Genomic DNA, 26,418 nt, shown 5'->3' on the forward strand with positions numbered 1-26,418 from the left:
GTTGATAAGAACTCTTAATACTTATCTGATTTAATTTTAAACTTATCTGATTTAATTTTAAACTTATTAAAGTTACTTTTATTGCAATTTAGATTAAAATTCAAACACTAAATGTTATTAAAAAAAGCAATTTTATTAATTATTTTAAAAATGGTAGTTTCTACAACTACTTTTGCTCAATTAACAATAGTTAGTAGCCAGCAGATAGATTTTTCAAACGCAATAACTACTGTTAAAAGTGGAAATTGGACAGATACTTCTGTTTGGAGTAATAATCAAGTTCCAGATGCCAATACAGACGTAATCATTTCAGATAATCATACCATTTATATTGACAAACAAGGAGCAACATCTCAACAAATAGTTGATTTATGTAATAATTTAAAAATTGAGCAAGGTGCCATCTTGCAAATGGGCCATAATCAAACTAATTTTCAAAAAGACCTAAGAATTAACGGAAGCATATTGTGTAATGGCACTTTTTCTTCAGGAAGAAATCAGCCTTCTGGAAATGGGGATGGTTTAATTTATGATTTCAATAGTAGAATTTTTATGAACCTCATCCAAGATAAAACGTACATCTCTGGGTCAGGATTTTTTAACCCAAGATCGCTAAGTATTGCAAGCGATTTCGAAAACAAAAGCCTTGAAATAGATATCTATAATTTAATGACCGACGATAATTTTGCTATTAAATCAAATAATCGAGTTCAGGTTACCGTATCTCATTTTTCATACGTTCGCATCAAAAAAATCTTAGGAATTACAGGTAGCGATTTTCAATTTAGTTCACCAACTGCAAAAGCAGATTTAACAATACATGGCATTGTGGTTACAGACGATGTTAGTCTATTTACAAAAAACACTTCAGCAGGAGAATCGTCCTCAATTACCATCGAAAACCAAGGCAGTTTATATACTCAAAAAATTAATAAAGGCCTTTTAGATAGAAAAGCAGCAGCAGCAGGTTTTAATTTAATTATTAATTCTGGGGGTTTATTTCGACTAGGAAAAGATATTAATTTCAAAAATTTAACTACTAATAACCCTAATTTTAATTTTATCAATAATGGTGAGCTAAGAGTACATTTTTCCATTTCAAGAAAAACTAAAACAGAAGTTACTAACTTAATTAACGCAAACGACCCCAACAAAGGTGCCGATGTTAGCAACATAATAGATGTTTTTGGGTCATCACATATTTCTGGTTGGTATAATTTTACAGAAAGACCTTACTTATTAGAAGGGTTAGATTTTTACAAAGAGTTTGGTTCAACTGCTTTTAAAACAACATTAACCGCGGTTAATGGAAAAATGGGAGATCAGTATCATTTTAATTCAGAGTGGACTAATGTACAAACACTAAAAGATGTTGCACAAAAACCACTTGTAGATTCTTTATTTAAAAGAAATCATATAAAAACACATACGTTTTGGACAACCACAAAAAATAGAGGAGATTACAAAAAAGGACCTGATTTTGAGCACGCTAGTTATTTAAATGAAGAACAGCAGTTTTATGAGCTTACCAAACATCTATTAGAAACCTATGGAGATTTAGATAAAAAATTTGTTTATCAAAACTGGGAAGGTGATTGGATGCTTAGAGGGCAAGGTGTTAGTTGGGAAAACAACCCAAGTCTAATTCCAGGCGATATTGAATGGTTAACAGAAGGAATGGCTCGTTTGTTTAGAGCTAGACAAAGAGGTACTGAACGAGCGAGAAATGAGTTTGTAAACTCAACAGCCAAAGTATATCATGCCATTGAATTTAATAAATTATGGATGCTAAAAAACGGCAGCAGAATTACCATGATAGAGAACAATACACCTTCTGTAGTAGAAAATGTAATACCCCATACAAGAATAGACTTATCTTCTTGGTCTGCTTACGATGGTGGCTGGGAAAATGTTAATTTCCCTCAAGGCCATGCTATGTGGAGAGGCTTAGAAATTGCAAGATATTTTACAACAGAAACAAAGGAGTTAGACTCCAATTTTCCTGTGCAAATTGGTGAATTTGGCATCAACGAAAATCCACCTTATAATGGAGTTAATTCAGAAACAGTTATTCGTAACAGATATGGTAAATATATAGGTGTGTCTTTAGGTCTTGGCATACCCAATTTTTATTTATGGAATTTATATGGAAATGATAGAAGTGGTCCTCAAAATTTTACATGGGAAAGAAATACACAATATCAAGAATCATTTCTTTACCAATACCTTATAGGAAAATGGCTAATAGAACCAGATGGTTCTTGGGGTTTTGCAGCACAATTTTTAATGGAGCAATGGGCGTCAGTTTTGGATACAGATAGCTATACTTTTAATGATTCTAAAGTAGAAATTTATCCAAACCCAACTTCAGAATTCATTAAAATAAAAGGTCTAGATGCTAAAAATACAATTACAATTATAGACAGTAAAGCCATTATACTTAAAAAGGCTACCAACGTTTTAGCAGATGATACTGTAAATATTAGTCAATTAAAAAGTGGAATATACTTTATTGCTATACAAGAGAAAAACCAATCAATTAACATAAAAAAACTAATAATTAAGTAATGGATTTAACACGAATTAAAAAGTTAATAGCATTTCTATTTTTTATACCAACAGTACTTTTAGCTCAAGAGATAAATGTAAAAGGTGTAGTAATAGACAATGAAACCAAAGAAACCTTACCAGGAGTAACGGTTATGGTTAAGGATACAAAAAAAGGAACACAAACTGATTTTGATGGTGAATTTACCTTAACAGTAGACGCCAATGCAACTCTTGTTTTTTCGTATTTAGGGATGAAAACTATAGAGTTAAAAGCAACTCGAATTATGAGTGTATTTTTAGAAACTGATGTAAATCAACTCGATGAAATTACAGTAAGTGTAGGTTTGTTTGATGTAAATAAAAAAGATTTATCTGGAGCCATTACAAAGGTGAATGAAAAGACATTAAAAAAACAAAGAACACAAACTGTAGAACAGCTACTGCAAGGTCAAGTATCTGGTGTTTTAGTAACAGAAAATGGTGAACCTGGTGGAGGTGTTTCCATCTCTATTAGAGGTACAAATTCTTTTTTAGGAGGCACACAGCCACTTTACATTATAGATGGATTACCAATAGACCCAGTTCAAGATGCTCAAGGTAATGGAGGTGCAGGTGCTGGTCAAAATTCGTTAAGTTTTCTAAATCCAAACGATATAGAAAAAATTGAAATCCTTAAAGATGCTGCTGCAACAGCTGTTTATGGTGCAAGAGGAGCCAATGGTGTAGTGCTTATAACTACAAAATCTGGTGGTACTGGAGATGGTAAAGACAACCTAAATGTAACTGTAGATACATTCTTAACAAACGTAACTAATAGAATAGATGTTATGGATGGGCCTACCTTTGAAAATTATATGAACAGGAGATCAATAAATCAACTTTATCTTAACATTTCGAATCCAAATTACGCAGGTCCAGCTGGTCCATTTAATGGGACTCAAGCATTAACTGCTGCTAATTATCCAGAGTTAGACACTTTTACAGTGCCTTATTTAACAAGTTCGGGTATAGACACAGATTGGCAAGACCAGGTGTTTCGTCAGGCAGTTTCTAATTCGTACAACGTATCCTACAGAGGAGGAGATCCTAAGAGTAATTTATTAATCAGTATGGGTTTAATAGATACAGAAGGAGTTATAATTAACACGAGTAATAGAAGAATGACACTAAACGTTACTGGACGAAAAAAAGCATTTAACGATAAAATAAACATTTTTTCGAAAACTAATGTAGCCTATAATAAAGGTAACGCTGCTTCTGTTGGTAATGGAAGTTTATTGTTAAATAGAAGTGTTACTTCACAAACCTTACAGTTTCAACCTATTTTTGGTTTATTGGAACCAGGGGAAGGAGATGAAGTTTATTCAGGTTTAAACGAAGGAAATATAGTTTCTAACCCATTTACATTAGCTAACGATGTTATCGATATAAAAGAAAGTTACAATGTGTTACAAAATTTAAGCATTGTAAGTAAAATTACGCCAAAATTAACAGCTATACTTAGAGGAGCTTTTAATTTGCAAAGAAGTAATAGAGACATGTATTATCCTTCAACTACAACAAGAGGTTTTAGAAATAATGGAGAAGCATCTCAAGCAACAAGACAATACAGAAAATTATATGGAGAATTTAATTTAAGATATAGAAATCGTTTTGGTAAACACAGAATAGACGCTGTGGCTGTAGGAACACTAGAAGATGTAAGTATTAGAACTATGTTTAATAGAGCATTTGGCTTTGGAAACGATATTTTAGAATTTTACGATTTAAGTGCAGGAACAGATCTTTTACCTCCTGTATCTAATTTCAACGATTTTAGGTTAGCTTCTGGTATAGTAAGAGTTGGATATAATTACAAAAGAAAATATTTTTTAGATGTAAATGCTAGGGTAGATGCATCATCAAAACTGGCAGCAGGTAATAAAGCCAGCTTTTTTCCATCGGTTGCTTTAGCATGGAGAGCCTCAGAAGAACCATTTCTAAGAAAATCCAATTTTATTTCAAACCTAAAGTTTAGACTATCTTATGGTAGAGTTGGTAATGATGCGATACCTCCTTTCCAATCCTTATCATTAGGAGAAGCCATTCGATACAATTTTAACGGTCAAATTGCAACAGGTATTGTTGAAACTAATTTACCAAACCCCAATTTAAAATGGGAGCTTACAGATCAATTTAATTTTGGTATAGACGCAGGACTAAAAGAAGGTAAAATTAACCTAACTATAGATACCTATTATAAACTTACAAGCGATTTATTACAGAATGTAATTTTACCAGCATCTAATGGTTTTGCAAGAGTTTTAGACAATTTTGGTGAAGTAGAGAATTATGGTTTAGAGTTAGGCTTAAATGCAGAGGCTATAAACAATAAGGATTTCCAATGGAATATTGGAGCAAACTTTACTTTAAACAGAAATAACTTAAAAAGCTTAAACTCTAACTTAGATTTTCAATTAGGCCCAAGTGTTGGTTTTGCTCAAGAAAATCCAATTTTATTTCAGGTAGGAAGTCCTTTAGGTATTTACTGGGGAGCGCAAACTGATGGTATTTATGAAGATTGGGATGAAGCTATAGCAAGTGGAATTGTTGGAGCAGCCCCTGGAGAAATTAAATATATAAATAACGATACAAATACTCTAGATAGTAATGGGAATCAAGTAATAAACTTTGATGATTTTGTACAAATTGGCGACCCTAACCCTGACTTTAATTTTGCTATCACAAATAATTTTAACTACAAGAATTGGGATTTAAGCATGCTTATTACTGGACAAAAAGGAGGCGATATTTTTTGGGTAGATGCTTGGCCAATTAGAGGGAATACCAATTCAAGAAATGGATTAACTGCAGCTTTTGAAGATTCTTGGAATGCACCCATAGGTGTCGATGCTAGTGGTCAAGTTTTCTTTGACCAAGCTTTAGGAAGTACTTCTAATGTAGGAAACCCAGCACCACTTATAGATTCTAATGGTCCTAGGGCTATTTCTTCAGATAGAAATGTTTACGATGGGTCTTTTGTAAGACTAAAAAATATTAACTTAGGCTATACCATTAATTTTAAAACAAGTGGAACCTTACGACTGTATGCTACAGCTCAGAATTTAATTACAATTACTAATTATCCTGGTTTTGACCCTGAAGTTTCAACGTTTAACAAAGATCCTCGACGAAGAGGTTTAGATTTTGGAGGTTATCCAGGGGTACAAACATATTCTTTTGGATTAAATTTCAATTACTAAAAAATACGCAATATGAAAACTTTACATACAAACAAAATAACAAGAATTGGACTAATACTTTTTTTATTATTCCTAGTTTTAGGGTGCGAAAATTATCTTGAAGAAAGACCTCTAACTCAAGTAGATATAGACGCATTTTATCAAAATGAATCTGATGCTTTAGCAGGATTAACAGCAGCCTATGCACAGCTAAAAAGAGGAAATGGATATTACAGACAACAATTTTTATCAAATTTATATGCAGCATCAGATCAAGGCCAAAGTAGTTTTAATCACAGAGATTTTAGGTTTGGTACCATAATCAATTCTCACCCATTAATAGAGCGTTCTTGGTTAGATATTTATGCTGCCATCAAAGATGCTAATAATGTTATATCAAGAGTACCTGGAGTTCCAGAAATAGACGAAGAACTTCGGTTAAGAATTTTAGGAGAGGCTCGTTTTTTAAGAGCATTACACTATTTTAATTTAGTTAGATGCTATGGAGAAGTTCCGTTAAGAACTACACCTGTTAAGCCTGGCGAAGTTGGATTGCCAAAATCTTCGTTAGAAGAAATTTACAACGTAATTACAGAAGACTTAAGTTTTGCTGCAGAACATTGCTGGGGGTTTAATGAAAATAGAAATGGTTTTACTAACGATATTGGAAGAGTTACCAAAGCATCTGCTCATGGACTTTTAACAAAAGTGTACGTACAAATGGCCTCTTCTTTAAGAACAGCAATAGAAGGGCAAGCAGGTAATGCCATTTACCTTACCCTTACTCAGTCTCCAGACTTTTATTATCAAAAGGCAATAGAGCAGGCAGACCTTTGTTTACAACAACCTTCTTATGTATTGAGTTCTAACTTAAATGAATTTAGAGTAATTTTTGATGCAGATAAGGGTAATAATTCAGAAATGTTATTTGATATTCAAGGAGCATCAATTGCAGGAGAAGGAACAGCAGTTTCTAACTTATTTTCTCCTAGAAATTCAGGTTTAGCTGGTGGTGGTTTTGGTGGTGTTAATAGGTTGCAGCCTCAGTTTATTAATGAAAGTATAGATAAAACAGACCCAAGGTATATTAATACTATTATAAATTTTTACCAAGATGAAACTAGAACCTACACTTTAGGCCCTGGCTTAACAGGCTATATAAGAACTATTACAGCCACAGGAGCTCCAAATGGAAACTTATCTAGAGTATTTACGAGTAAATATATAGATACTGGTGCTTCTACAGAATATACTAGTCAGCAAAATTGGCATGTAATTCGCTTAGCAGATGTTTATCTTCTTCGTGCAGAAGCATTGGCAGAGCTTAATCAAAATCCTGCTTTAGCAAATCCAGATATAAATATATTAAGATCTCGTGTAGAAATGGCGGTTATGTTCGATGGTGCAGGTCTAACCATGGAAGAATTTAGAGAAGCATTATTAAGAGAAAGAGGGGTAGAATTATTTATGGAAGGTCATCGCTTTTTTGATTTAACAAGAATGGGTATTTACGATGAGTATTGTAGAAGAACTTATGGAAATAATGTTGGTGCTAGAGGAGCAGAAGATTATACGTGGCCAATTCCATTAATTGAATCGTCTGCCAACGAAAATATAGACTAATGAGAAGTTATAAAATCCTGTTTATTTTAGGGTTATTCTTCTTGGCCTGTAGTGCACAAGAAAAAAATGATAGGCCTAATGTGGTTTTTATAATATCAGATCAGCATAAGTTAGAAGCCACAGGTGCTTATGGAAGCTCATTAGCCATAACACCAAATATAGATGCCTTAGCAAAAACTGGAGTAAAATTTACCAATGCGTATACACCAGCTCCAGTTTGTGCCCCAGCAAGAGCTTCTTTAATTACAGGAATGTATCCATATGCTAATGGAGCTATCTATCATAAAGCACCTATACAATTACCAAATGGTAAAATAAAAAATTTAGGCAGTGGTTATTTAAGAGAAACAGGCTATCATTTAGATATTACAACACTCCCTGAGATTTTTAAACAGCAAGGTTATGTTACTGCTGCCCCAGGCAAAATGCACGTACATGGAGAATTGCAAAAAAATGTAGACGAAGATTACAAAGAAGGCAATAATTTAGGTTTCGATGAAATTAGTCTACGTTACTATACCTACTTTCCTGGAGGTCATTATCAAGATGAAGTTGGCGAAGACACCTATATGCGTTATCGGCAATTTAAAAAATATAAAAATGTGTATCCAAAAGGAGCTATGCATTTAAATGCAGAATATCAGCCTACTTTAGTAAAAAATGACGAGGATAATTTTGATATGGTTGTGGCCAAGAAAAGTGTAGAGTTTATCAATAAAAGAGCTAAAGATGGTAAAAACTTCTTTTTACACGTTGGTTTCGAAAAGCCACACGCTCCTTTTACCACCACCCAAAAATACTTAGATATGCATAATCCTAAAGATTATGTCATGCCAAAAACGTATAATGATTGGTATAAGAAAGGCAAATACCCATGGTCTCCTAACTGGATTCATTCTGGGATTCCTAAAGATTTAGAAAAAGCACAAAATGTAATGGCTGCTTATAATGCCTGTGTAACTCAGATGGATGATATGGTTGGTAGAGTAATACAAGCATTACAAGATAATGGTTTGTTAGAAAACACCATAATAATTTATACCACAGACCATGGAGAGCATTTGTTTGAACATGGCTTAAGAGGTAAACATAATATGAATGAAGACGCAGTTAATGTTCCTTTTATAATCTCTTATCCAAAATTGTTTCAACAAAATGTGGTAAACAGCACTAATGTTAGTTTTATTGACATTATGCCAACTCTTGCTGAATTAATTAATGGAGAAAAGCCTAAAACAGCACAAGGAATATCTTTAGTGCCTGCACTAAAAAATGGAAAAGTAATAAAGGACAGAACTGTTTATTCAGAATTTAGGGGCGCTAATTATTTACTCTTACCAGGTGCTAAAAATGTGCCATCGAGAATGATGAAAAAAGGAGATTTTAAATTTATTTACACTCATGGTATTATAGATCAACTTTATAATTTAAAAGAAGACCCAGATGAACTTAATAATTTAATCTTTAGTAAAAAACACAAAGATATTTACCATACTATGCGTTTTAAAACACTGATAGGTTGGCATTTTCAAGAATACAACCCTATTAAAGTTAAGGTAAAAAACATAGAATTAAGTTGGGATTTATCTAAAAAATACGAGAGTTATGCAGTCTATTTTTCAAAAACGAAAGATATAGATAATGCTAAATTATTGCAAAACAATATATATACCAATTCTTTTAAAACTAAAAACAAAGGGTATTATTGGCTAGTTGCAAAACCAAAATTAGTTAAAACGTCTAAATTTTATGGTAATAATACTCCTGTAGCCATCGATAAATACCATAAAGAACTCCCAATTTCTAAAGTAATTTCAATTCTGTAATAAAATGAAAAAAGCAATAGTAACAATTTTATTTCTGATAGCTATAAATATTACATACTCTCAAGAAAGCATCCTGTATAAAAAGGTAAAAGATGTTAACTTACACATGGAAGTTTTTCATCCTAATAAATCAAAAAAAGGAGAACAACATCCCGCAATTGTTTTTTTCTTTGGAGGTGGATGGAAAAAAGGAACACTAAAACAATTTGAGCCACATGCAAAGTATTTTGCTCAAAGAGGCGCTGTTTGTTTTTTAGTAGATTACCGAGTAAAAAGTAGACAAAAAACTACTCCTTTCGAATCTTTAAAAGATGCAAAATCGGCAATTCGTTTTATTAGAAAAAATGCCAAAAAATTTAATATTGACCCAAATCAAATTATAGCCTCAGGAGGTTCTGCTGGTGGTCATTTAGCTGCAGCTGCTGCGCTTATTGAAAAATACAACCAAAATACTGATGATTTAAGTATTAGTCCAAAACCTAATGCTTTGGTTTTGTTTAATCCTGCATTAGATAATGGTCCAGCAGGTGTTGGATACGAAAGAGTAAAAAATGATTATTTAAACTTTTCTCCATTACATAATATTAAAAAAGACACACCTCCTACACTAATTTTAACAGGTACTAATGATAATTTAATACCTGTAGACATGATTAAAACCTATCAACAAAAGATGAAAAAAGTGGGTAGTAGATGTGACGTTGTTTTTTATGAAGGCAAAAACCATGGGTTTTTTAACTATAGAAAATTTGAAAATTATAAAAAAACAATAGCTAAAATGGATGCTTTTTTGGTGTCGTTAACACATTTAAAAAGTACTCCAAAAATTATAATTGAGTAATCTACATTTTTATTATGGATGTAAAAAAAGGGCGCTAAAGTCTTATTTTTCCTCTATTTATGTAAATTTTGGTTGAAATTTAAACTTATCTGACTTGTCAAAAAACTTTATAATCTAATAGATATTTTAATTTTGATTAACCAAATAAAAACAATATGATGAAAATATTTAAAATCTTATTTTTTCTTTTCATTTTTTCATTTAGTATTTCTCTAAATGCACAAAAAGCAGAAAAGAAAGCAGAAAAGTTTACAGCAAGAATTACAAAAGCCTTAGACCTTTCTAAAGCAGATCAAAAAAAGGTCTACAAAATACAAGTAGAGCGCTTTAATGAAGGAAAAGAAATCAGACAGAAATACAAGGATGATGATGAAGCAAAAAAAGAGGCGTTAAAAAATCTAGGTAAAAAAGTTTACAACCAAATGAAAAATGCCTTAGGTAAAGAACAAATAAAGAAATGGAAAGCATATAGAAAATCTAAAAAGAACTAAATTATGAAAAAAATTACTTTACTTTTTATTACGTTACTAACCGTTGTTAGTATACAAGCACAAACTGTACAGATAGGGGCAACCACTTACAGTTCTATAACAGAAGCTATTGATGCTGCCAGCGATGGCGATATAATCGATATTACAGGCGTTCATACAGAAGCCATAACCTTTGGTAAAAGTATTACGCTAAGAGGTACAAACCCAACTACTGATATTATTCAAGAAGCTGCTACACCAGAAACTAGTGGTGCAGGAACAGGCGTAATTAATGTTATTAGAGCAGAAGATGCTGATGTTTTAACAGTAACAATTGAGAATTTAGGAATTAGGAATGGGAATAGTGCCGAAAATGGTGGTGGTATCAATGTTGATAAAGTAACTGGACTTCTTTCTCTTAATAATTTGATTATAGAAAACAATTATTCTGATAAGAATGGAGGTGGTTTAAGTTTAGCCGGTTCTAATGTAGATATTACTTCATGTACTATTAAAGATAATAATTCTAGATTAGATGGTGGTGGACTATTAGCTGCTCCTAATAATGGAGTAACAGTTGATAGCAATGTAAAAATTGAGCAATCATTACTAGATAATAATATTGGTAGAAATGGAGGTGCAATGTATTTGAATGGAAACCCACAATTTGGTGACAATAATAAAATGTTTGTTACTATAGAAAACACTACTGTTTCTAACAATCAAGCAACAAGTCCATCAGGAGGAAATGGTGGAGGTTCTATCTGGTCTAGATCTGCAACTTTTCAAGGAACAGGTGGTGGTGCTAATGTTAGTTTACAATTAGTGCATGCTACATTTTTTAAGAATAGTCATGCAGGAGCTCCAAAAAACGGAATTCGTTTTGGAGGTTCTTCTAATACTCTTTTTAGCGCTTACAACTCTATCATTGTAAACGACGATGTAATTGCAAACAGAGCTATAAACTTTTTAGGTGCTGATGTCACAGACATTACCAATTGTATTTTGGGAGGTTTAGAAAATGCAGCTTCTGCTTTATCAATTATAGACGATACAGCCAAAAATAATTTGAAAGGGAGAACTTCTGTTCAAGCAGGTTTAACAGGAACACTTGCAGACGAAGGGGGCAGTACACAAGTTATTACCCTAACTGAAGGGAGTAATGGAGTAAATTTCTGTACAGCAACTGTAAACGGAATAACCTTACCCAATGTAGACCAAAGAGGAGCAACAAGAACAGGAACTCCAGATGCTGGTGCTTTTGAATTGGGTGGTACACTAAGTACTACAAATTTTGAACTTGCAAATACAGTAAGTATTTACCCAAACCCAGCAAAGCATAAGGTTACTATAAATGGTGTAGATAATATAGCCTCTATAAAAGTATTCAATATTTTAGGTAAACTTGTTAAAAAAGTAAACAAACAAAATACTATTTCTGTAGCAGAATTACCTAAGGGTATGTATTTACTAACTATACTAAAAGAAAACAACGTAGTTTCTAAACGTTTGTTGGTAGAGTAAATAAAACATAAATGAGGCTGTCTGAAAACTTTTTTAAACCTGTCATTTCGACTTTATAGAGAAATCTAAATTACTAAAATTTAGTTGTATAGATTTTTCGGATCCATTGCATTTCACTCAAAATGACAAAATTTAATACTTTTTAGACAGCCTTATTTTTAGAATAAGCAACTAACAAACTTTTTTGAACAATTAACAAACTATTTATAAAAGCTTAATTTTTACGTTTACAGCGTAGATTTTTAACAATTAACTAATCTAAACTTTATATGATGAAACAAAAATTCTTTTTAACAACACTACTGTGTTTTTTTGTAACCTTTGGGTTAATGGCACAAACAGATTATTACGTAAGTGCTTCTGGAGACAATAGTGATGGCCTAACTCTTGGAACAGCTTTTACTACTGTTAATGCAGCTGTTAATGCAGCAACAGCAGGCGATAACATTATTATTAATGGTTCAGTTACCGATACTCAAAAAACATTACTAGATAAAAACTTAACCTTTACAGGGCAATCGTCTGCTAGTGTCACACAAACAGCTGCAGGAAATCTTTTTGATGTTAGAGCTGCTATAAACATAACATTTACTGATATTACTTTTGATGGTATAAGTAATACTGGTGCTGGAGGTGTATTAAACGCATTTGGTGCTGCTGCAAATATAACTTTTACCAATTGTATATTATCTAATAATAGTGCTACTGGTGGTAATGGTGGTGGTGCCATTTTTATAGGAAATTCAGTAACAGTTACGTTAACAAACTCCGTTTTAAAAGACAATTCAGCTACAGCGGGGGGTGCTGGTGCAGTTGCTGTAAATGGTTCAGGAACCTTAAATGTATCAGGTTCTACGTTTTACAATAATTCTTGCACAACACAAGGAGGTGCCATAAGAATGATTAGTACAGCTAGTTGTACAGTAAGTAATTCTACTTTTTTTAATAATAGTACAAGTAGTACAGCTACTTTTGATGGTGGTGGAATTAGAGCAAACTCAAATAATAATACAATTACTATCACCAATTCTTTATTTTATAATAATTTAGATGGTAACAATACTGCAGCTGATATAAGTGCTAGTTCTGGTGCAACAGCATCTATTGAGAATACATTGGCACAATACGAAACCAATTTTTCAGCTACAAACTCTAATGCTACAGCAGATTTAACAAACTCAAATTTAGCTTGGAATGCTACAGAAAATAGAGTAGAGTTTACAGCACCAGAAGATATATCAGATGACACTCCTATTGATTTTGGGAGCGATAATAAAGACGTTGGTGCTTGGGATTCTGAAATAAATATTTTTGAAGGAACAACCAACCAAACTTGGTCTGTAGCTACAAATTGGTCTAGTGGAACTGCACCTGTTGGAGATGGAACTGAAGATATTGCAGTATTATCTATTTGTAATATGTTTAATGATGTAGCTATAAACGATATTAAAGTTACCTCTCAATTAAGAATTCAAAATGGTAACGTATTTATTGTTAATGGTACATCAGATATAACAGGAACTGTTCGTTATTTTAGAGATTTGCAAAATGACGCAGATGTTACCAAAGCATGGTATTTAGTTTCTTCCCCTTTAACAGGAGAAGTTTTTGATACCGCTTTTGCAGATAAAAACGATATTGCATCTGGTACAGGTTCTAACAGAGGTATTGCAACCTATAATGCTGCTTCTAATGACTGGACATACTTCAATGGAACTGCTATAAACGCTACATCAGGTAAAGGGTTTTCTGCTAAGATTACTCCAGACGGAATTACGTTTGCACTTGGTGGTGGTGAGTATGCTGATAATGCTCTTGGATTTGAAGGAGATCTTAATACAGCAGATGTAAGCACAGCTGTGGTAACAGATGGTAATGGGTTTAACCTATTAGGAAATCCTTATCCTGCAAACATAAACACTGCTACTTTTTTAACCGATAATACTGCTAATTTAGCAAGCGAAACTATTTGGGTATGGGATAGTTCTGCAGGTAATTATATAACTCATGTAACTGCTGAAGCTTTTATATTAGCTCCTACTCAAGGTTTCTTTGTAAAAGCTAGCGCAAATGCTAATGTAAACTTTGCAAAATCTAACCAAGCATTATCAGGAGGTACTTTTCAAAAAGCAGGCAAGCAAGAAGTTCATTTACTTATGACTGATGGTAGCTCTGATAGATTTGCTAGAATTTTATATACTGAAAATGCAACTACTGATTTCGATAACGGTTATGATGGTCAAGCATTTGAAGGCATTGCTAATAACTTAGATGTTTACACTAACCTAGTGGCTAAAAGCGAGGGTGAAAAATACCAAATTCAAGCTTTACCTAACACTGATTTAGAAGATCTGGTAATTCCTGTTGGAGTTACTGCTGAGGCTGGTAAAACCATTACTTTTTCTGCTTTAGTTACTAATTTACCTACTGAGCTTAGTGTATACCTAGAAGATAGACCAAACAATACCTTTACCAAACTAGATGAAAATGGAGAGTATACTGTTACCCTAGATACTGCTGTAAACGGTTCTGGTCGTTTCTTTTTACACACAAGTAGTAGTGTGCTTAGCACAGATGATGTGGTTTTAACAGGCGTTAACGTATATACTGTTAACAATAGCTTAAGAATTACTGGTATTAACAGTACAGAAGCTGGTGTAGAAGTATACAACATCTTAGGTAAAAAAGTGTTAGACCAAGACTTTTCTTCTAGAGGTAGTACAGATATTAGATTGCCTAAGTTAAGTTTAGGAGTTTACATTGTAAATCTTACTACTGAGAAAGGTAAAATTAGCAAGAAAATTATATTGGAATAATCGAGTAACGTTATATAATAAAGCATATCATGACAAACAAGAATAAAAAACAAGAAAATATAGACAACATCTCTCGTAAAGAAGCGATGAAGAAAATAGGAAACTATGGTAAATATGCTGCTTTAACAGCATTGGGTACCTATATGATTTTAAATCCTAAAAAAGCTCAGGCAAGTTCTATTCCAAGTGATCCAGGTAGTGGTTTTTAGTTTTAATAAATATAATTATTTTCTGTTCAAAAATAATTATAAATCTGAGAACAAACTTCAGTTCACTACTTAATGAAACAAAAGCTAAAAAGGTTAATAAACGTTTTTTTGTTGAACTCATATCCAGATAGTCACTTGTTCGATTTCAGCTCTCAATCTAAGGATAACATCATTTAAATCAACGAATTGTGTCTCACAATTCGTTTTTTTATGTTTTCTTTTTTTTTACAGTGAGTATATGGGACCAATGTATCAATACACAAAGTTAAGTTAAGGCAAAAATTGTGATAATCTGAATATTTCTACATGTATATTTGATTTTTGAGATATTAAATTGAAGTTTTAGCGACCTTATATAGATATATAGAAAGTTTTCTTTCTAATAGTTCAAGAGTATAGAGTAAAATGTTTTAAATCATAAATAATAAATTAAATATTAAATTACCTCAGGAAGAGTAGTTTAATATTTTTATATTTAGTTTGTTTTTTATTACCAACATATTTACTTTGAATATTATGACTTAACTTTTAATTACTTCAATAGTCTTGCCTACTATTATTAGGTGAATTCGTAAAATCTTTTTAGTAACGAGTTTTTATCTTAATAGATTCTAAAAGATTTGGAACAAAAATGTTTAAATGATTTTCCTAGATTACCAAAAAATATCAAAAATTGAAAATAATAAATTCTATTTTTTATTACTTTAAGTTTCTTGTGTATGATAGAATTTAAATTATTAACATGAAAAGCTATTTCAGTTTTTTGATAAGTCTCATACTCCACATGTACTGTTATAATAAAATTTATTAGGACTAAATTATTTAAAAAAAACACTTTGATGAGGGTGTTTGTATATTAAAATTTGGTGAAGTCTATTGAAAATAAGTTTTTCGTTAATTGTGAGACGTCTTTTTTAAGGTTTAGTGGCCTTATTAAAAACAAATATTATGTCTAAATTAAGTAAAAAAAGATTTTTAGAAAACCACAGTTCATTTCCACAATTCCACAAAAAAGTATTAAAACAAGGAGATGTAGAATGGAAGCTCTTAAAAGAAAATCCAGAAGATTATTATGCTGCAAACTCAGGCTCAGTTCCTGGTATGATTTATTATACAGATACAGTAGCTTTTGCAAAAAAGTATCATTTGTCAATATTGCAAATATTAGATGAATTTGAATCTGATTGTGGTAAACTATAAAATAAACCTAGTCCAACTGATGAGGTTCAATATTTTAATTGGCTTGCCTGGTTTGCTTGGGAGTCTATAATGAGTGAAGTGATCTCTTTTGTAGAGATATAGAGAAAAATGAGGCTGTCTGAAAAGACAGTCTTTTATTATTGGGTATAAAATAGCTAAAACTAATCAAGATTTGGGACCAAGCCTAAACCTTAATTTTTTTGCACAAAAAACAAAATTTCATATCAATTTACACACAACTTTTGGACTTGATTCAAGATTTAATTGTTAATGGAAACTTCTACAACAATTGTATCTGCTATCATTATTAAAGTTAAAATAGATGTTTTCTATCTCACGTTTTCTAATGATAACAAATTAGCTTAATCCAAAGAAATAATTACACAAATATTCAGGGTACTAGATTTGTTAGCTATTTTATTTTTTGACTTATTTTTATTATCATCTTAAGCGTAGTCGAAAGTTTTTTAGATTTCGACTGCGCTCGAACTGACATTTATTAGAAATTTATAAAGAACGTCTAATACCTAATTCTAAGCCACGTAATTCAGCCAAACCACGTAAACGTCCTATTCCAGAATATCCAGGATTAGTTTTCTTTTTTAAATCGTCTAACATTTTATGACCATGATCGGGTCTAAAAGGCATTCTTAGGTCTTGCCTACCTGCTGCAATTCTTTTTTGTTGCTCTAAAACTAAAGCTTTCATTACTGCGTACATGTCTACATCACCCTCTAAATGATCTGCTTCGTGGAAATTCCCTTCTCCATCTCGTTTTGTAGCACGTAAATGAATAAAATGAATTCGATCTCCAAGACGCTCTACCATACCTACTAAATCATTATCATATCGAACTCCAAAAGAACCTGTACAAAATGTTAATCCGTTGTTTGGAGATTGTACAGCATTGTAAATATCTTCTATATCTTTTTCTGTAGATACGACTCTTGGTAAACCTAAAATTGGAAATGGCGGATCATCAGGATGAATACACATTAATACGCCTGCTTGCTCAGCAGCTGGAATAATTTCTGATAAGAATGAAAATAAATTTGCTTTCAATTCTTTAGGACCTATATTTTTATAGGTTGCTAAAATTGCATTGAATTCTTCTAAAGTATAGCCTTCTTCAGCACCTGGTAAACCTGCAATAATATTGCTGATTAATGTAGTTTGCTCTTCTTCTGATGTATTTTTGAGAAATTCAGCAGCTTTCTGTTTTTGTGCATCAGAATATTGCGTTTCAGCACCTGGTCTTTTTAACAAATACAATTCAAAGGCAGCAAAAGCAGCCGCTTCAAAACGTAATGCTGTAGATTGATCTGATACTTCATAGTCTAAATTGGTTCGTGTCCAATCTAAAACCGGCATAAAATTATAACAAACAATATCAATACCACAAGCTCCTAAATTTAAAAGTGTTTGTTTGTAGTTTTCAATGTATTTTTGATATTCACCAGACTTGGTCTTAATATTTTCATGAACAGGTACAGATTCTACCACAGACCATGTTAACCCAACATTCTCAATGGTTTGTTTTCTTTTGGTAATTTCTTCTATTGTCCAAACTTCTCCATTCGGAATGTGATGTAAGGCAGAAACAATTCCTGTTGCTCCTGATTGTTTAATATCTGATAAAGATACTGGATCCTTGGGTCCATACCAACGCCAAGTTTGTTCTAAGTTTTGAGTCATTTTATTTATTTTTTGCAATGGAGCATGCTCCATTGTTATACACCACTATAAGCTGAAAATCCACCATCAATAGGAATTACAATTCCTGTAACAAAGGCTGATGCATTATCACATAAAAATAGTGTAGAACTGATTAAATCTTCTGGAGTTCCATAGCGTCCCATAGGTGTTTGATCTATAATTTGCTGTCCTCTTTGTGTTAAACTTCCATCTTCATTCGTTAATAAAGCTCTGTTTTGATCGGTTAAGAAAAAACCGGGCGCCAAAGCATTTACACGAATTCCTACTTTAGAAAAATGCACTGCTAACCATTGCGTAAAGTTAGAAATAGCAGCTTTTGCACCACTATAGGCTGGTATTTTTGTTAATGGTGTAAAGGCATTCATAGAAGATATATTTAGTATTGAACATCCTTCACGACCAACCATATCTGTTGCAAAAACTTGAGTAGGAATTAACGTTCCTAAAAAGTTTAAATTAAATGTAAATTCGATTCCTTTTGGGTCTAAATCGAAAAAAGTTTTAAAACCTTCTGTTGTATTTTTTAAATCTTCTAAGGCAAAAAACGGATTAGAAGTAGTTCCTAATGGATGGTTCCCTCCTGCTCCATTTACTAAAATATCTACTTTACCAAAAGCATCATTTACAACCTGTTTTGCTTTCTCTAAAGAATCTTTTTCGAGAACATTGGCTTCAACTCCTATGGCTTCACCACCTTCATCATTAATTTCTTGTGCAACTTTATTAGCTGCTGCTGCTCTTAAATCTAAAACTGCGATTTTGTTTCCTAGATTTGCAAGTGCCTTTGCCATTGTGCTACACAAAACGCCTCCTGCTCCTGTTAATACTATTGTTTTACTCATTAATATGTTGATATTTAGTTGACTTTTTTTAAAAGATAAAAATAACTATTTTAATACATAGAAACATCCTGTACAATACTGTCTTTTTAAAAAAGTTGTAGAATATTTCACCTAAGGTAAAGTAATAAAAATCAACTGTTATAAAATTGATTGTTGGTGATTTTTTTACATCATTTCATCAAAAGAACACGCCTAAAATGCAAAACCTCTAATAAATCTTTCATTAAATTAAGTAATTTAATGAAAGGAGTATAGGTACTATTTTATTTATTTTTATAAAATCTAGTCATAAAAATAACTTTTAATCTTCTTTTTAACCCTACTTTTATTTCCATTTGTTAGTTCAAAAGGAAGTGTTATGATTAAAAAAACAATATAAAAAAAGTCTTTTATTTTTTTGATGATATTCAAAATTAACAATCTATTTTTTTTTGAAAACGTTTACTAAAAACTAAAAATAAAATACCACACAATAACCAAGCAGGTAAAGTAACAAAAGACAGGAACACATCAAATTGAATAGAAATAAAATAGAACAATCCAAAACTAATTGCCCAAGCAAATAAAACTGCATTATTAATTGTAATGCCTGCTATTTCTGCATAATTTTTTTGAATGCCGAATTTTTTAGCGAAGAAATGTTCAAAAACAATAATTGCTCCAAAAGGTGCTAGAATAAATCCATATAAAGCAACAAAACCCAATAATTTCATGGCAAATGCAGGAAATAAACCTGCTATTGTTGCCACTGCACCTGCTAAAATAGTAACTTTTGCAGTAGTTAATTTAGGTAAAATTGCCTGAAAAGCTAAACCTGCTCTATAAATTGTTGGGTTTGCTGTTGTCCACCCAGCTAAAACTACTGCTATAATTCCGAAAACTCCAAGAGCATTATAAGCCATTGGTCCAGGTGCAACTGGTGGTGCATTACCTTCATTTAAAAATGATAATGCTTCTGGCGATTTTAAATATACTGCATATAAAAGTGCTGCTGCTATCCAAGCCATATAATGCCCAACATACATACCTGCTGCAGTAGCCCAACCTGCTTTTGCTTGTTTCGCAAATCTAAAAACAGATAAGTCAGACATACCAATGTGCATTGCACCATTAGCAAACCAAGACCAAATAACTACATGCCAAAAAGTAAATTTAATTTGACCAGGAAAAGGTTCTCCACCTTCTCCCCAAATTGCCCAAAATTTAGAAAAACTATCTACACCTAATTGATTTAGAGCTACAATTCCACAAGCAACAAATGCCAGTACAATAATTGGCGACATCCAATTGGCTGCCTTGGTAACTGTATCATAACCTTTTGCAGCAATTATAGAAATTACGGCTCCAATAGCGATTACAATTATAATCCAAGTCATTCCATTAGGTAACGTATCATCTAATTTTGGCATTGGCATATCAAAAGGAATACCAACTGCAGTTGCAGAAACTGTAATCATAGAACCTGCTAAAAAGCAAAACAATACTCCGTTTGCTAAATTATAGCCTGTAACTAATTTTTTACCACAAATTTTTTCTAATTGAAAATATAAAGTCAATCTATTTTTAACAGCAATTTCTGCAGTTAAAAAACGCCAAGAAAGTACTGCTAATAAATTACCTAACAACAAACCAATTATTAAATCGAAAGCACTAACACCAGCCGTTAAAAAAAGAGGACCAATCATAAACTCAGTACCTGCAGCATGTTCGCCTGCGTACATACCAATAAAACTTTTCCACCCTTTTAGTTTAGATTTTGGCACAGGTGCTCTTTCAAATTCTCCTCCAGCAACTTCCTCTATTTGATCTGACTCTATGCTAACTTGACTCATAAATAACTTTTTTGGTTTATTAAATTAAGTGATTTGGAAAATCTTCTACACGTTCGCAGCAAATTTGTTCCATTACTTGTTGTAATTCTGTTTTTAACAATGATATGGTATGATTTCCTCCATTTTTTCCTAAAGCAGAAACACCATACATAAAAGATCTGCCCATAAACGTAAATTTTGCACCAGAAGCCAATGCTCTTGCAGCATCAACACCAGAACGAATTCCACTATCCATCATTACTTCTATTTGATCGCCATATTTTTCCGCAATTGTTGTTAATGGTTTAATGGTAGATTCTCCAGCATCAAGTTGTCTTCCTCCATGATTCGACACAATAATTCCGTCTAAACCCAAACGAATTGCTTGTTCTGCATCATAATGAGATGCTACACCTTTTAAAACCAATTTACCTTTCCACATATCGCGAATTGGTTTAATTTTTTCTTCATTTAATCGACCAGAAAATGTTTGATCCATAAATTTACCCAATTGGGTTAAATCTAAATCTTTAGGCATGTAGGGCAATAAATTTGCAAAATTTGGTATACCGTGTTTTAGGGTTTGTAAACTCCAATGAGGTCTACCAAATGCTTGTAAAATATTAGAAATATTCATTTTTGGCGGCATTGCCAAACCATTTCTAATATCTCTTGGTCTAATTCCGAATGTTGGCACATCACACAAAATAACCAAAACAGGACATTCTGCAGTTGCTGCTCTATTGATAATATCGTCTCTTAATGTATCTTCTGTTGGATGATATAACTGAAACCAAGCTTTACCTTCTGTTAATTCTGCAGCTCTTTCTATACTGGTTGTAGTTACTGTACTTAAAATAAAAGGAATATTATGCTCAAAAGCTGCTTTAGCCAAAATTTCTGGTGAGTTTGGCCACATTAATCCTTGTAAACCAACTGGAGCAATACCAAAAGGAGCATCATACTCTATACCAAATAATTTGGTTTTTGTTGATGAACCTCCATGGTTTCTTAAATAATTTGGCTTTAATTGCACCTCTCTTAATTCTGATGTATTTCTGATTAAATTTACATCTTCGTTACAACCACCATCTAAATATTCAAAAGCAAATTTTGGTATTTTCTTTTTTGCCTTGTTTCGTAAATCATCAATAGATGGATACCTTGTATCAAACTTTAAAGCCATAATTTCTTTATTTTTATGATAAAAATTTATCTCTTAATTCTTCAACCTGATTGTCATTAATAGGGATCATTTCTCCTAGAGAATTTCCTAAAACTATAGATTTTGCACTGAATTCTGCAACTTCTAAATAATCAAACGTTTGTAATAGTTTATCTCCGGTAATAATAACCGAATCATTTTCAATAATTAATGCTGTATTGCAGTTTTTGGTGATACTTTTATCTGTATTTTTCTTAAAATGAGTTCCATATTTTACGGAGTGAATATCTTGTAAAAAAATCCAACTTTCTGGAATGGTTCTTACATCTAGATATTCTCCTGTAACTGCAAAAGCCATTAAATAAGGAGATTGAGTCATAATTATAGAGTTGATATCTGGATTATTTTTATAAATTTCTTCATGCAAATAAGTTGCTCTACTTGGTGTTTTACCCAATTCTCTTTTTCCTTTTTTGATTTGTACAATGTCTTCAATTTTTAAATCCCAACGATTTACATCTGTTGGTGTTATTAAAAAGTCATTGTTTTTCCATCTCATTGATACTGTTCCGTAAGAACTTATCATTAAACCTTGTTGGCAAGAACGCTTTACAATATTGCAAATTTCTAATCTTTTTTCGATTTCATCTGATGGAAATTTATTTTTCTTTTTTTCTGGTCTTACAGTGGTATCTTGTGCTTCAAATTCATCAATTTGTGCATCTGTTAAGTATTTTGGTGTTCCTATTTGAGAACCGTATAAAATTGTTCTACAACAGAACTCTAACGTTTCAAATCTTTCATAGGCATCCGTTAAATCACTTCCACCAAGAACAACGCCATGGTTTTCCATGATGATAGCTTTAAAGCCTTTTTTAAATTCATCTGCAATTACAGTTCCTAAATCTTCACTTCCAGGTAATTTATATTTTGCATAACCTATGGGTCCACAAATATGTTTTGCTTGAGATATAATATTGGTGTTGGGTATTTTACGTACAATACTAAAAGAGACTAATGCTGGTGGATGTGCATGAATAACAGATTTTATATCTGGTCTTGCTTCATAAATTGCTCTATGAAATGGAAATTCCGACGATGGTTTATGTTTACCGATAATAGTACCATCTTTTTTTACACAAATAATATCTGATGCTCTTAGAGAACCTTTATCTATGGCTGAAGGTGTAACCCAAATATCTCCATAACCATCTATTACAGAAATATTACCTCCAGATGTTGTAGTCATTCCGCGTTTATAAATACGATCTATAATTTCTGTAATCTGATTTCGTGGATGAACTAAATTTATTTTTTTTGACATTTTATTTAACTATAACAGGGACATGTTTTTTTAATGCATAATTCTTTTTTAAGAATTTTGAATTTAATTTTGTGTCTGAAATTGCAATTGCTGCCCCTAATGCAGATCCTAAAGAAGCTTTTGTAGTTCTTAATTTCATCCCTCTTAAATAATGAGATAACAATTTAATATACAAATCATTATCTGTAAAACCACCGTCTACATACAAACGATCTATTTCTGTAGTATCTGCAATTCTTTTAATACTTTGCACTTGTAACTGTACCAACTCAATCATTAATTGATGATAGGCATGCTCGAAATTATTGTAATAATATTTAGTTTTTTCAGGCATATTTTTATCTGAAAAAGATTTCCATCTAAAACAATAATGAAATTCTTTTATAATTTCAAAATAGGCATCATAATCAAAGTCTACAGCTTTATGGTAGTCTTTGTCTACATTAAATTTTTCTGATAATTCTTTTACTTGTAGCTTATACTCGTTTCCTAAAAATAATCTTGATGATTTTACGGGTTTTCCATTAATCCTCATGTAATTGATGCAGCCATTTATGGTTTCTTCTTTCGTTAACGGAACATCAGAAAAAGGATTTAAAGCAATAGACCAAGTACCTGTAGAAACTAAAACAAAAGGTTTTTTAATGCTTCTTACATAAGGCAATAAAGCAGATGAACTATCATGAATACCAACACCAATTTTAATTCTTTTACCATTGTAATTCATATTTATACTGGTTTCTGTAGAAACAATTGGAGGAAGTACTTTATGAATTTCTTCTTGATACACCCAATTATGATAATCTTTGGTTTCATAATTCCATAATGATGTATGACAGCCTATACTTGTATATTCGCTAAAAGGAATTCCTGTAAAAATAAAGCTTAAATACTGTGGTAAATGCAAGGAATATTTAATCTTTTTAAATATTTCTGGTTTGGTGTGTTTTATCCAATACAATTGCATACCAGAATTTAAAAGTCCAGATTTTGGTGAGCCTGTTGTTCTTGTAATTTCTAACTCAGGCCCATATTTTTTATAAAAACCATCAACAATATCCTTATCAATTTCTTTTGTATAATTATACAAAGGTGTTAACGGGTTTCCATTTTCATCAATATGAACAAAACTTGCACCATAAGTAGAAAAGTTAATTGCTTTTATTGTAAACTCTTCACTTTTTATAATTTTATTAAAAAGTTCTTTTAACCATGTTTGTAGAGCTTTTAGATTCTCTGTTGGATAACCATCTTCATCCTTAATTTCATCAAAAGAAGCATATTCTCTGTAAACTTCTTTGTAATTTTTATCAAAAAGAAAAAACTTTTTATTGGTTTTCCCGATATCAAAAACGGCAGTTACTTTTTGTTTCATGGTTTTAATTTTACAATCCTGTTGCTACAGTATTTTTACCTCTTTCTTTAATTAAACCATCTCTTACTGCTAAATTTCTATAACTTTGTATTGGACTAATTGCGCCACCAGTTTGTAACCTTGCAGCTGCTAAAAGTGGTCTTACATCTGTTCTATAAGCACCTTGTAAAATTTCTTGGCATTTTACAACATCGTTTTCTAACTGCGCTGCTTTTAATGCTTTTTGGTCTACCAATAAAGCTTTTGCATAGGCTTCTTGGATTGCTTCTAAAGACTGAATTAAATCTTCTAAAGGATCTTTTACGTTATGACTTGCATCAATCATCCACGCTAAATCTGGATTTTGAGGATTGTTTTGTATTCCGTAAACTAGCTCGTTAAAAATTAAAAATAAAGCATAAGGTTTAATGCTACCAACTGTTAAATCATCATCCCCGTATTTACTATCATTAAAATGAAAACCACCTAATTTACCTTTTAACATTAAAATTGATACAATTTGCTCAATGTTGCTATTTGGTAAATGATGGCCTAAATCTACTAAAGAAAATGCTTTTTCGCCACATTCATTTGCTAACATAAAAGATGTTCCCCAATCTTGTATTACAGTGCTATAAAAGTTAGGTTCATAAGGTTTGTATTCTATTAACATTTTCCAATCATTTGGCAAATCTTTATAGATATCTTTTAAACTGTCTTGTGTGTTTTGTAATGCTGTTTGAAAATTATTTTGCCCAGGAAAACAAGAACCATCTGCCAACCAAACTGTTAAGGCTTTCGATCCTAATTTTTCTCCAATTTTAATAACATCAATATTGTGTTGAATTGCTTGCTCGCGAACGGCCTTACTTATATTGCTTAAAGAACCGTATTTATAACTCTCTTTTGCATTAGTCTGGTCTTGAAAAGTGTTTGAGTTTACCGCATCAAATTTTATATTTAGAGCAGTTGCCTTTTCTTTAATTGCAGCATAATCTGATGGAATATCCCAAGGAATATGTAACGAAACAGCTCCAGCAGTTTGTGTTAAAGCATGTAAAATACCAACATCTTCTATTTTTTGTTCTAAAGTTGATGGCTCTCCATAAAACCCAAAACGTCCAAAACGAGTACCTCCAGCACCTAAAGCCCAACTAGGAATGGCTACTTGAAATTCTGATAATTTTGATAAAATTTTTTGAACATCAATACCGTTAGAAGTCAATGAATCTGCTAAAAAGTTAAAATTTTTATTTTGTGAAGCAAGATTTTTTTTATTATCGTCTTCTATATGTTGTTTGCTTAGTTTCATAAAATATTGTTTTAAATAAAAACTTCCATAAATTTTACATTCTCTATGGAAGTTTTATACGTAAATATAAGATTGATTTTTGTAATTATCTTACAAATGCATTTGCCATTCCACCATCTACATTAATAATATTTCCTGTAGATTTATCTAAAATTCCTACTAAAGAGAATACACCATTAGCAATATCTTCTGGTCTAATTATTTCGTTTAGTAAGTTTCTTTTTGCGTAAAAAGCTGGTAATTCTTCAACAGTAATTCCGTTTGCTTTTGCTCTACCTTCTGCCCAAGCACCTTCCCAAATTTTGCTTCCAACAATAACACCATCAGGGTTTACTGTATTTACTCTAATTTTATCTTTTGCTAATTCTGCAGCTAATAAACGTACCATATGTTGTTGCGCTGCTTTTGCAGTTCCGTAAGCTACGTTATTTGGGCCTGCAACTAATCCGTTTTTACTTGCAATAGCAATATAATTACCACCTAAACCTTGCTTACGCATAATTGCTGCAGATTGTTTGGCTAAGTCAAATTGACCTTTTACCAATATGTTTTGTAAAATATTCCAGTCTTTATCTGTAGTGTCTTCTAAAGCTTTAGAAATTGCCAAACCTGCA

The 26,418-nt window shown here is 32.0% G+C and carries 18 protein-coding genes; 10 read left to right on the forward strand and 8 right to left on the reverse strand.

The window, feature by feature from the left end:
• Positions 1-111: 111 nt before the first annotated feature.
• From ACTG3V_RS04270 to ACTG3V_RS04315, 10 genes are all read left to right on the forward strand, one after another.
• Entirely contained in the window at positions 112-2,568 is a 2,457-nt protein-coding gene (locus ACTG3V_RS04270; protein ID WP_439130899.1) for a T9SS type A sorting domain-containing protein, read from the forward strand.
• Positions 2,568-5,792, forward strand: a complete 3,225-nt coding sequence (locus ACTG3V_RS04275) for a SusC/RagA family TonB-linked outer membrane protein (protein WP_439130900.1) — start codon at positions 2,568-2,570, stop codon at positions 5,790-5,792. The genes ACTG3V_RS04270 and ACTG3V_RS04275 overlap by 1 nt, the downstream gene beginning before the upstream one ends.
• Before the next feature lie 12 nt (positions 5,793-5,804).
• Positions 5,805-7,394 (forward strand): RagB/SusD family nutrient uptake outer membrane protein, encoded by a 1,590-nt coding sequence (locus ACTG3V_RS04280; RefSeq protein ID WP_439130901.1) that lies wholly within the window; start codon positions 5,805-5,807, stop codon positions 7,392-7,394.
• On the forward strand, positions 7,394-9,220 hold the full coding sequence (locus tag ACTG3V_RS04285) for a sulfatase family protein (protein WP_439130902.1): 1,827 nt from the start codon (positions 7,394-7,396) through the stop codon (positions 9,218-9,220). The genes ACTG3V_RS04280 and ACTG3V_RS04285 overlap by 1 nt, the downstream gene beginning before the upstream one ends.
• A 4-nt stretch (positions 9,221-9,224) precedes the next feature.
• On the forward strand, positions 9,225-10,061 hold the full coding sequence (locus ACTG3V_RS04290; RefSeq protein ID WP_439130903.1) for an alpha/beta hydrolase: 837 nt from the start codon (positions 9,225-9,227) through the stop codon (positions 10,059-10,061).
• A 155-nt stretch (positions 10,062-10,216) separates the two neighbouring features.
• On the forward strand, positions 10,217-10,552 hold the full coding sequence (locus tag ACTG3V_RS04295; RefSeq protein WP_439130904.1) for a hypothetical protein: 336 nt from the start codon (positions 10,217-10,219) through the stop codon (positions 10,550-10,552).
• 3 nt (positions 10,553-10,555) lie between these two features.
• On the forward strand, positions 10,556-12,055 hold the full coding sequence (locus ACTG3V_RS04300; protein ID WP_439130905.1) for a T9SS type A sorting domain-containing protein: 1,500 nt from the start codon (positions 10,556-10,558) through the stop codon (positions 12,053-12,055).
• Between the two features lie 272 nt (positions 12,056-12,327).
• Entirely contained in the window at positions 12,328-14,871 is a 2,544-nt protein-coding gene (locus ACTG3V_RS04305; protein ID WP_439130906.1) for a T9SS type A sorting domain-containing protein, read from the forward strand.
• A gap of 29 nt (positions 14,872-14,900) precedes the next feature.
• Positions 14,901-15,080: a hypothetical protein gene (locus ACTG3V_RS04310; RefSeq protein WP_439130907.1), complete on the forward strand. Its 180-nt coding sequence runs from the start codon at positions 14,901-14,903 to the stop codon at positions 15,078-15,080.
• Positions 15,081-16,028: 948 nt separating this feature from the next.
• Entirely contained in the window at positions 16,029-16,280 is a 252-nt protein-coding gene (locus tag ACTG3V_RS04315) for a DUF7222 domain-containing protein (protein ID WP_439130908.1), read from the forward strand.
• A gap of 507 nt (positions 16,281-16,787) precedes the next feature.
• Here the strand turns inward: ACTG3V_RS04315 and uxuA are convergent.
• The 8 genes from uxuA to ACTG3V_RS04355 form a co-directional block, all read right to left on the reverse strand.
• Positions 16,788-17,975, reverse strand: coding sequence for a mannonate dehydratase (uxuA, locus tag ACTG3V_RS04320; protein WP_439130909.1), 1,188 nt, complete (start codon positions 17,973-17,975; stop codon positions 16,788-16,790).
• A gap of 35 nt (positions 17,976-18,010) precedes the next feature.
• Positions 18,011-18,838, reverse strand: coding sequence for an SDR family oxidoreductase (locus tag ACTG3V_RS04325; RefSeq protein WP_439130910.1), 828 nt, complete (start codon positions 18,836-18,838; stop codon positions 18,011-18,013).
• 413 nt (positions 18,839-19,251) lie between these two features.
• On the reverse strand, positions 19,252-20,670 hold the full coding sequence (locus ACTG3V_RS04330) for a purine-cytosine permease family protein (protein ID WP_439130911.1): 1,419 nt from the start codon (positions 20,668-20,670) through the stop codon (positions 19,252-19,254).
• A gap of 19 nt (positions 20,671-20,689) precedes the next feature.
• Positions 20,690-21,835 carry an alpha-hydroxy acid oxidase gene (locus ACTG3V_RS04335; RefSeq protein ID WP_439130912.1) on the reverse strand — a complete coding sequence of 382 codons (1,146 nt, stop codon included), beginning with the start codon at positions 21,833-21,835 and terminating at the stop codon, positions 20,690-20,692.
• A 13-nt stretch (positions 21,836-21,848) separates the two neighbouring features.
• Entirely contained in the window at positions 21,849-23,138 is a 1,290-nt protein-coding gene (locus tag ACTG3V_RS04340) for a class II aldolase/adducin family protein (RefSeq protein WP_439130913.1), read from the reverse strand.
• A 1-nt stretch (position 23,139) separates the two neighbouring features.
• A complete protein-coding gene (locus tag ACTG3V_RS04345) occupies positions 23,140-24,513 on the reverse strand; it encodes an FGGY-family carbohydrate kinase (protein WP_439130914.1) in 1,374 nt (457 codons plus the stop codon).
• Between the two features lie 10 nt (positions 24,514-24,523).
• Positions 24,524-25,804, reverse strand: a complete 1,281-nt coding sequence (locus tag ACTG3V_RS04350; protein WP_439130915.1) for a sugar isomerase — start codon at positions 25,802-25,804, stop codon at positions 24,524-24,526.
• 85 nt (positions 25,805-25,889) lie between these two features.
• The coding region (locus ACTG3V_RS04355; RefSeq protein ID WP_439130916.1) for an SDR family oxidoreductase at positions 25,890-26,418 on the reverse strand (529 nt) is incomplete at its 5' end.

Source organism: Polaribacter sp. (assembly GCF_965660385.1).
In the GTDB taxonomy this organism is placed as follows: Bacteria; Bacteroidota; Bacteroidia; order Flavobacteriales; family Flavobacteriaceae; genus Polaribacter.

Excerpts from the sequence above, each read along its gene's own strand:
- ACTG3V_RS04270 (WP_439130899.1), top strand. The coding sequence starts at position 112 with ATGTTATTAAAAAAAGCAATTTTATTAATTATTTTAAAAATGGTAGTT.
- ACTG3V_RS04275 (WP_439130900.1), top strand. The coding sequence starts at position 2,568 with ATGGATTTAACACGAATTAAAAAGTTAATAGCATTTCTATTTTTTATA.
- ACTG3V_RS04280 (WP_439130901.1), top strand. The coding sequence starts at position 5,805 with ATGAAAACTTTACATACAAACAAAATAACAAGAATTGGACTAATACTT.
- ACTG3V_RS04285 (WP_439130902.1), top strand. The coding sequence starts at position 7,394 with ATGAGAAGTTATAAAATCCTGTTTATTTTAGGGTTATTCTTCTTGGCC.
- ACTG3V_RS04290 (WP_439130903.1), top strand. The coding sequence starts at position 9,225 with ATGAAAAAAGCAATAGTAACAATTTTATTTCTGATAGCTATAAATATT.
- ACTG3V_RS04295 (WP_439130904.1), top strand. The coding sequence starts at position 10,217 with ATGATGAAAATATTTAAAATCTTATTTTTTCTTTTCATTTTTTCATTT.
- ACTG3V_RS04300 (WP_439130905.1), top strand. The coding sequence starts at position 10,556 with ATGAAAAAAATTACTTTACTTTTTATTACGTTACTAACCGTTGTTAGT.
- ACTG3V_RS04305 (WP_439130906.1), top strand. The coding sequence starts at position 12,328 with ATGAAACAAAAATTCTTTTTAACAACACTACTGTGTTTTTTTGTAACC.
- ACTG3V_RS04310 (WP_439130907.1), top strand. The coding sequence starts at position 14,901 with ATGACAAACAAGAATAAAAAACAAGAAAATATAGACAACATCTCTCGT.
- ACTG3V_RS04315 (WP_439130908.1), top strand. The coding sequence starts at position 16,029 with ATGTCTAAATTAAGTAAAAAAAGATTTTTAGAAAACCACAGTTCATTT.
- uxuA (WP_439130909.1), bottom strand. The coding sequence starts at position 17,975 with ATGACTCAAAACTTAGAACAAACTTGGCGTTGGTATGGACCCAAGGAT.
- ACTG3V_RS04325 (WP_439130910.1), bottom strand. The coding sequence starts at position 18,838 with ATGAGTAAAACAATAGTATTAACAGGAGCAGGAGGCGTTTTGTGTAGC.
- ACTG3V_RS04330 (WP_439130911.1), bottom strand. The coding sequence starts at position 20,670 with ATGAGTCAAGTTAGCATAGAGTCAGATCAAATAGAGGAAGTTGCTGGA.
- ACTG3V_RS04335 (WP_439130912.1), bottom strand. The coding sequence starts at position 21,835 with ATGGCTTTAAAGTTTGATACAAGGTATCCATCTATTGATGATTTACGA.
- ACTG3V_RS04340 (WP_439130913.1), bottom strand. The coding sequence starts at position 23,138 with ATGTCAAAAAAAATAAATTTAGTTCATCCACGAAATCAGATTACAGAA.
- ACTG3V_RS04345 (WP_439130914.1), bottom strand. The coding sequence starts at position 24,513 with ATGAAACAAAAAGTAACTGCCGTTTTTGATATCGGGAAAACCAATAAA.
- ACTG3V_RS04350 (WP_439130915.1), bottom strand. The coding sequence starts at position 25,804 with ATGAAACTAAGCAAACAACATATAGAAGACGATAATAAAAAAAATCTT.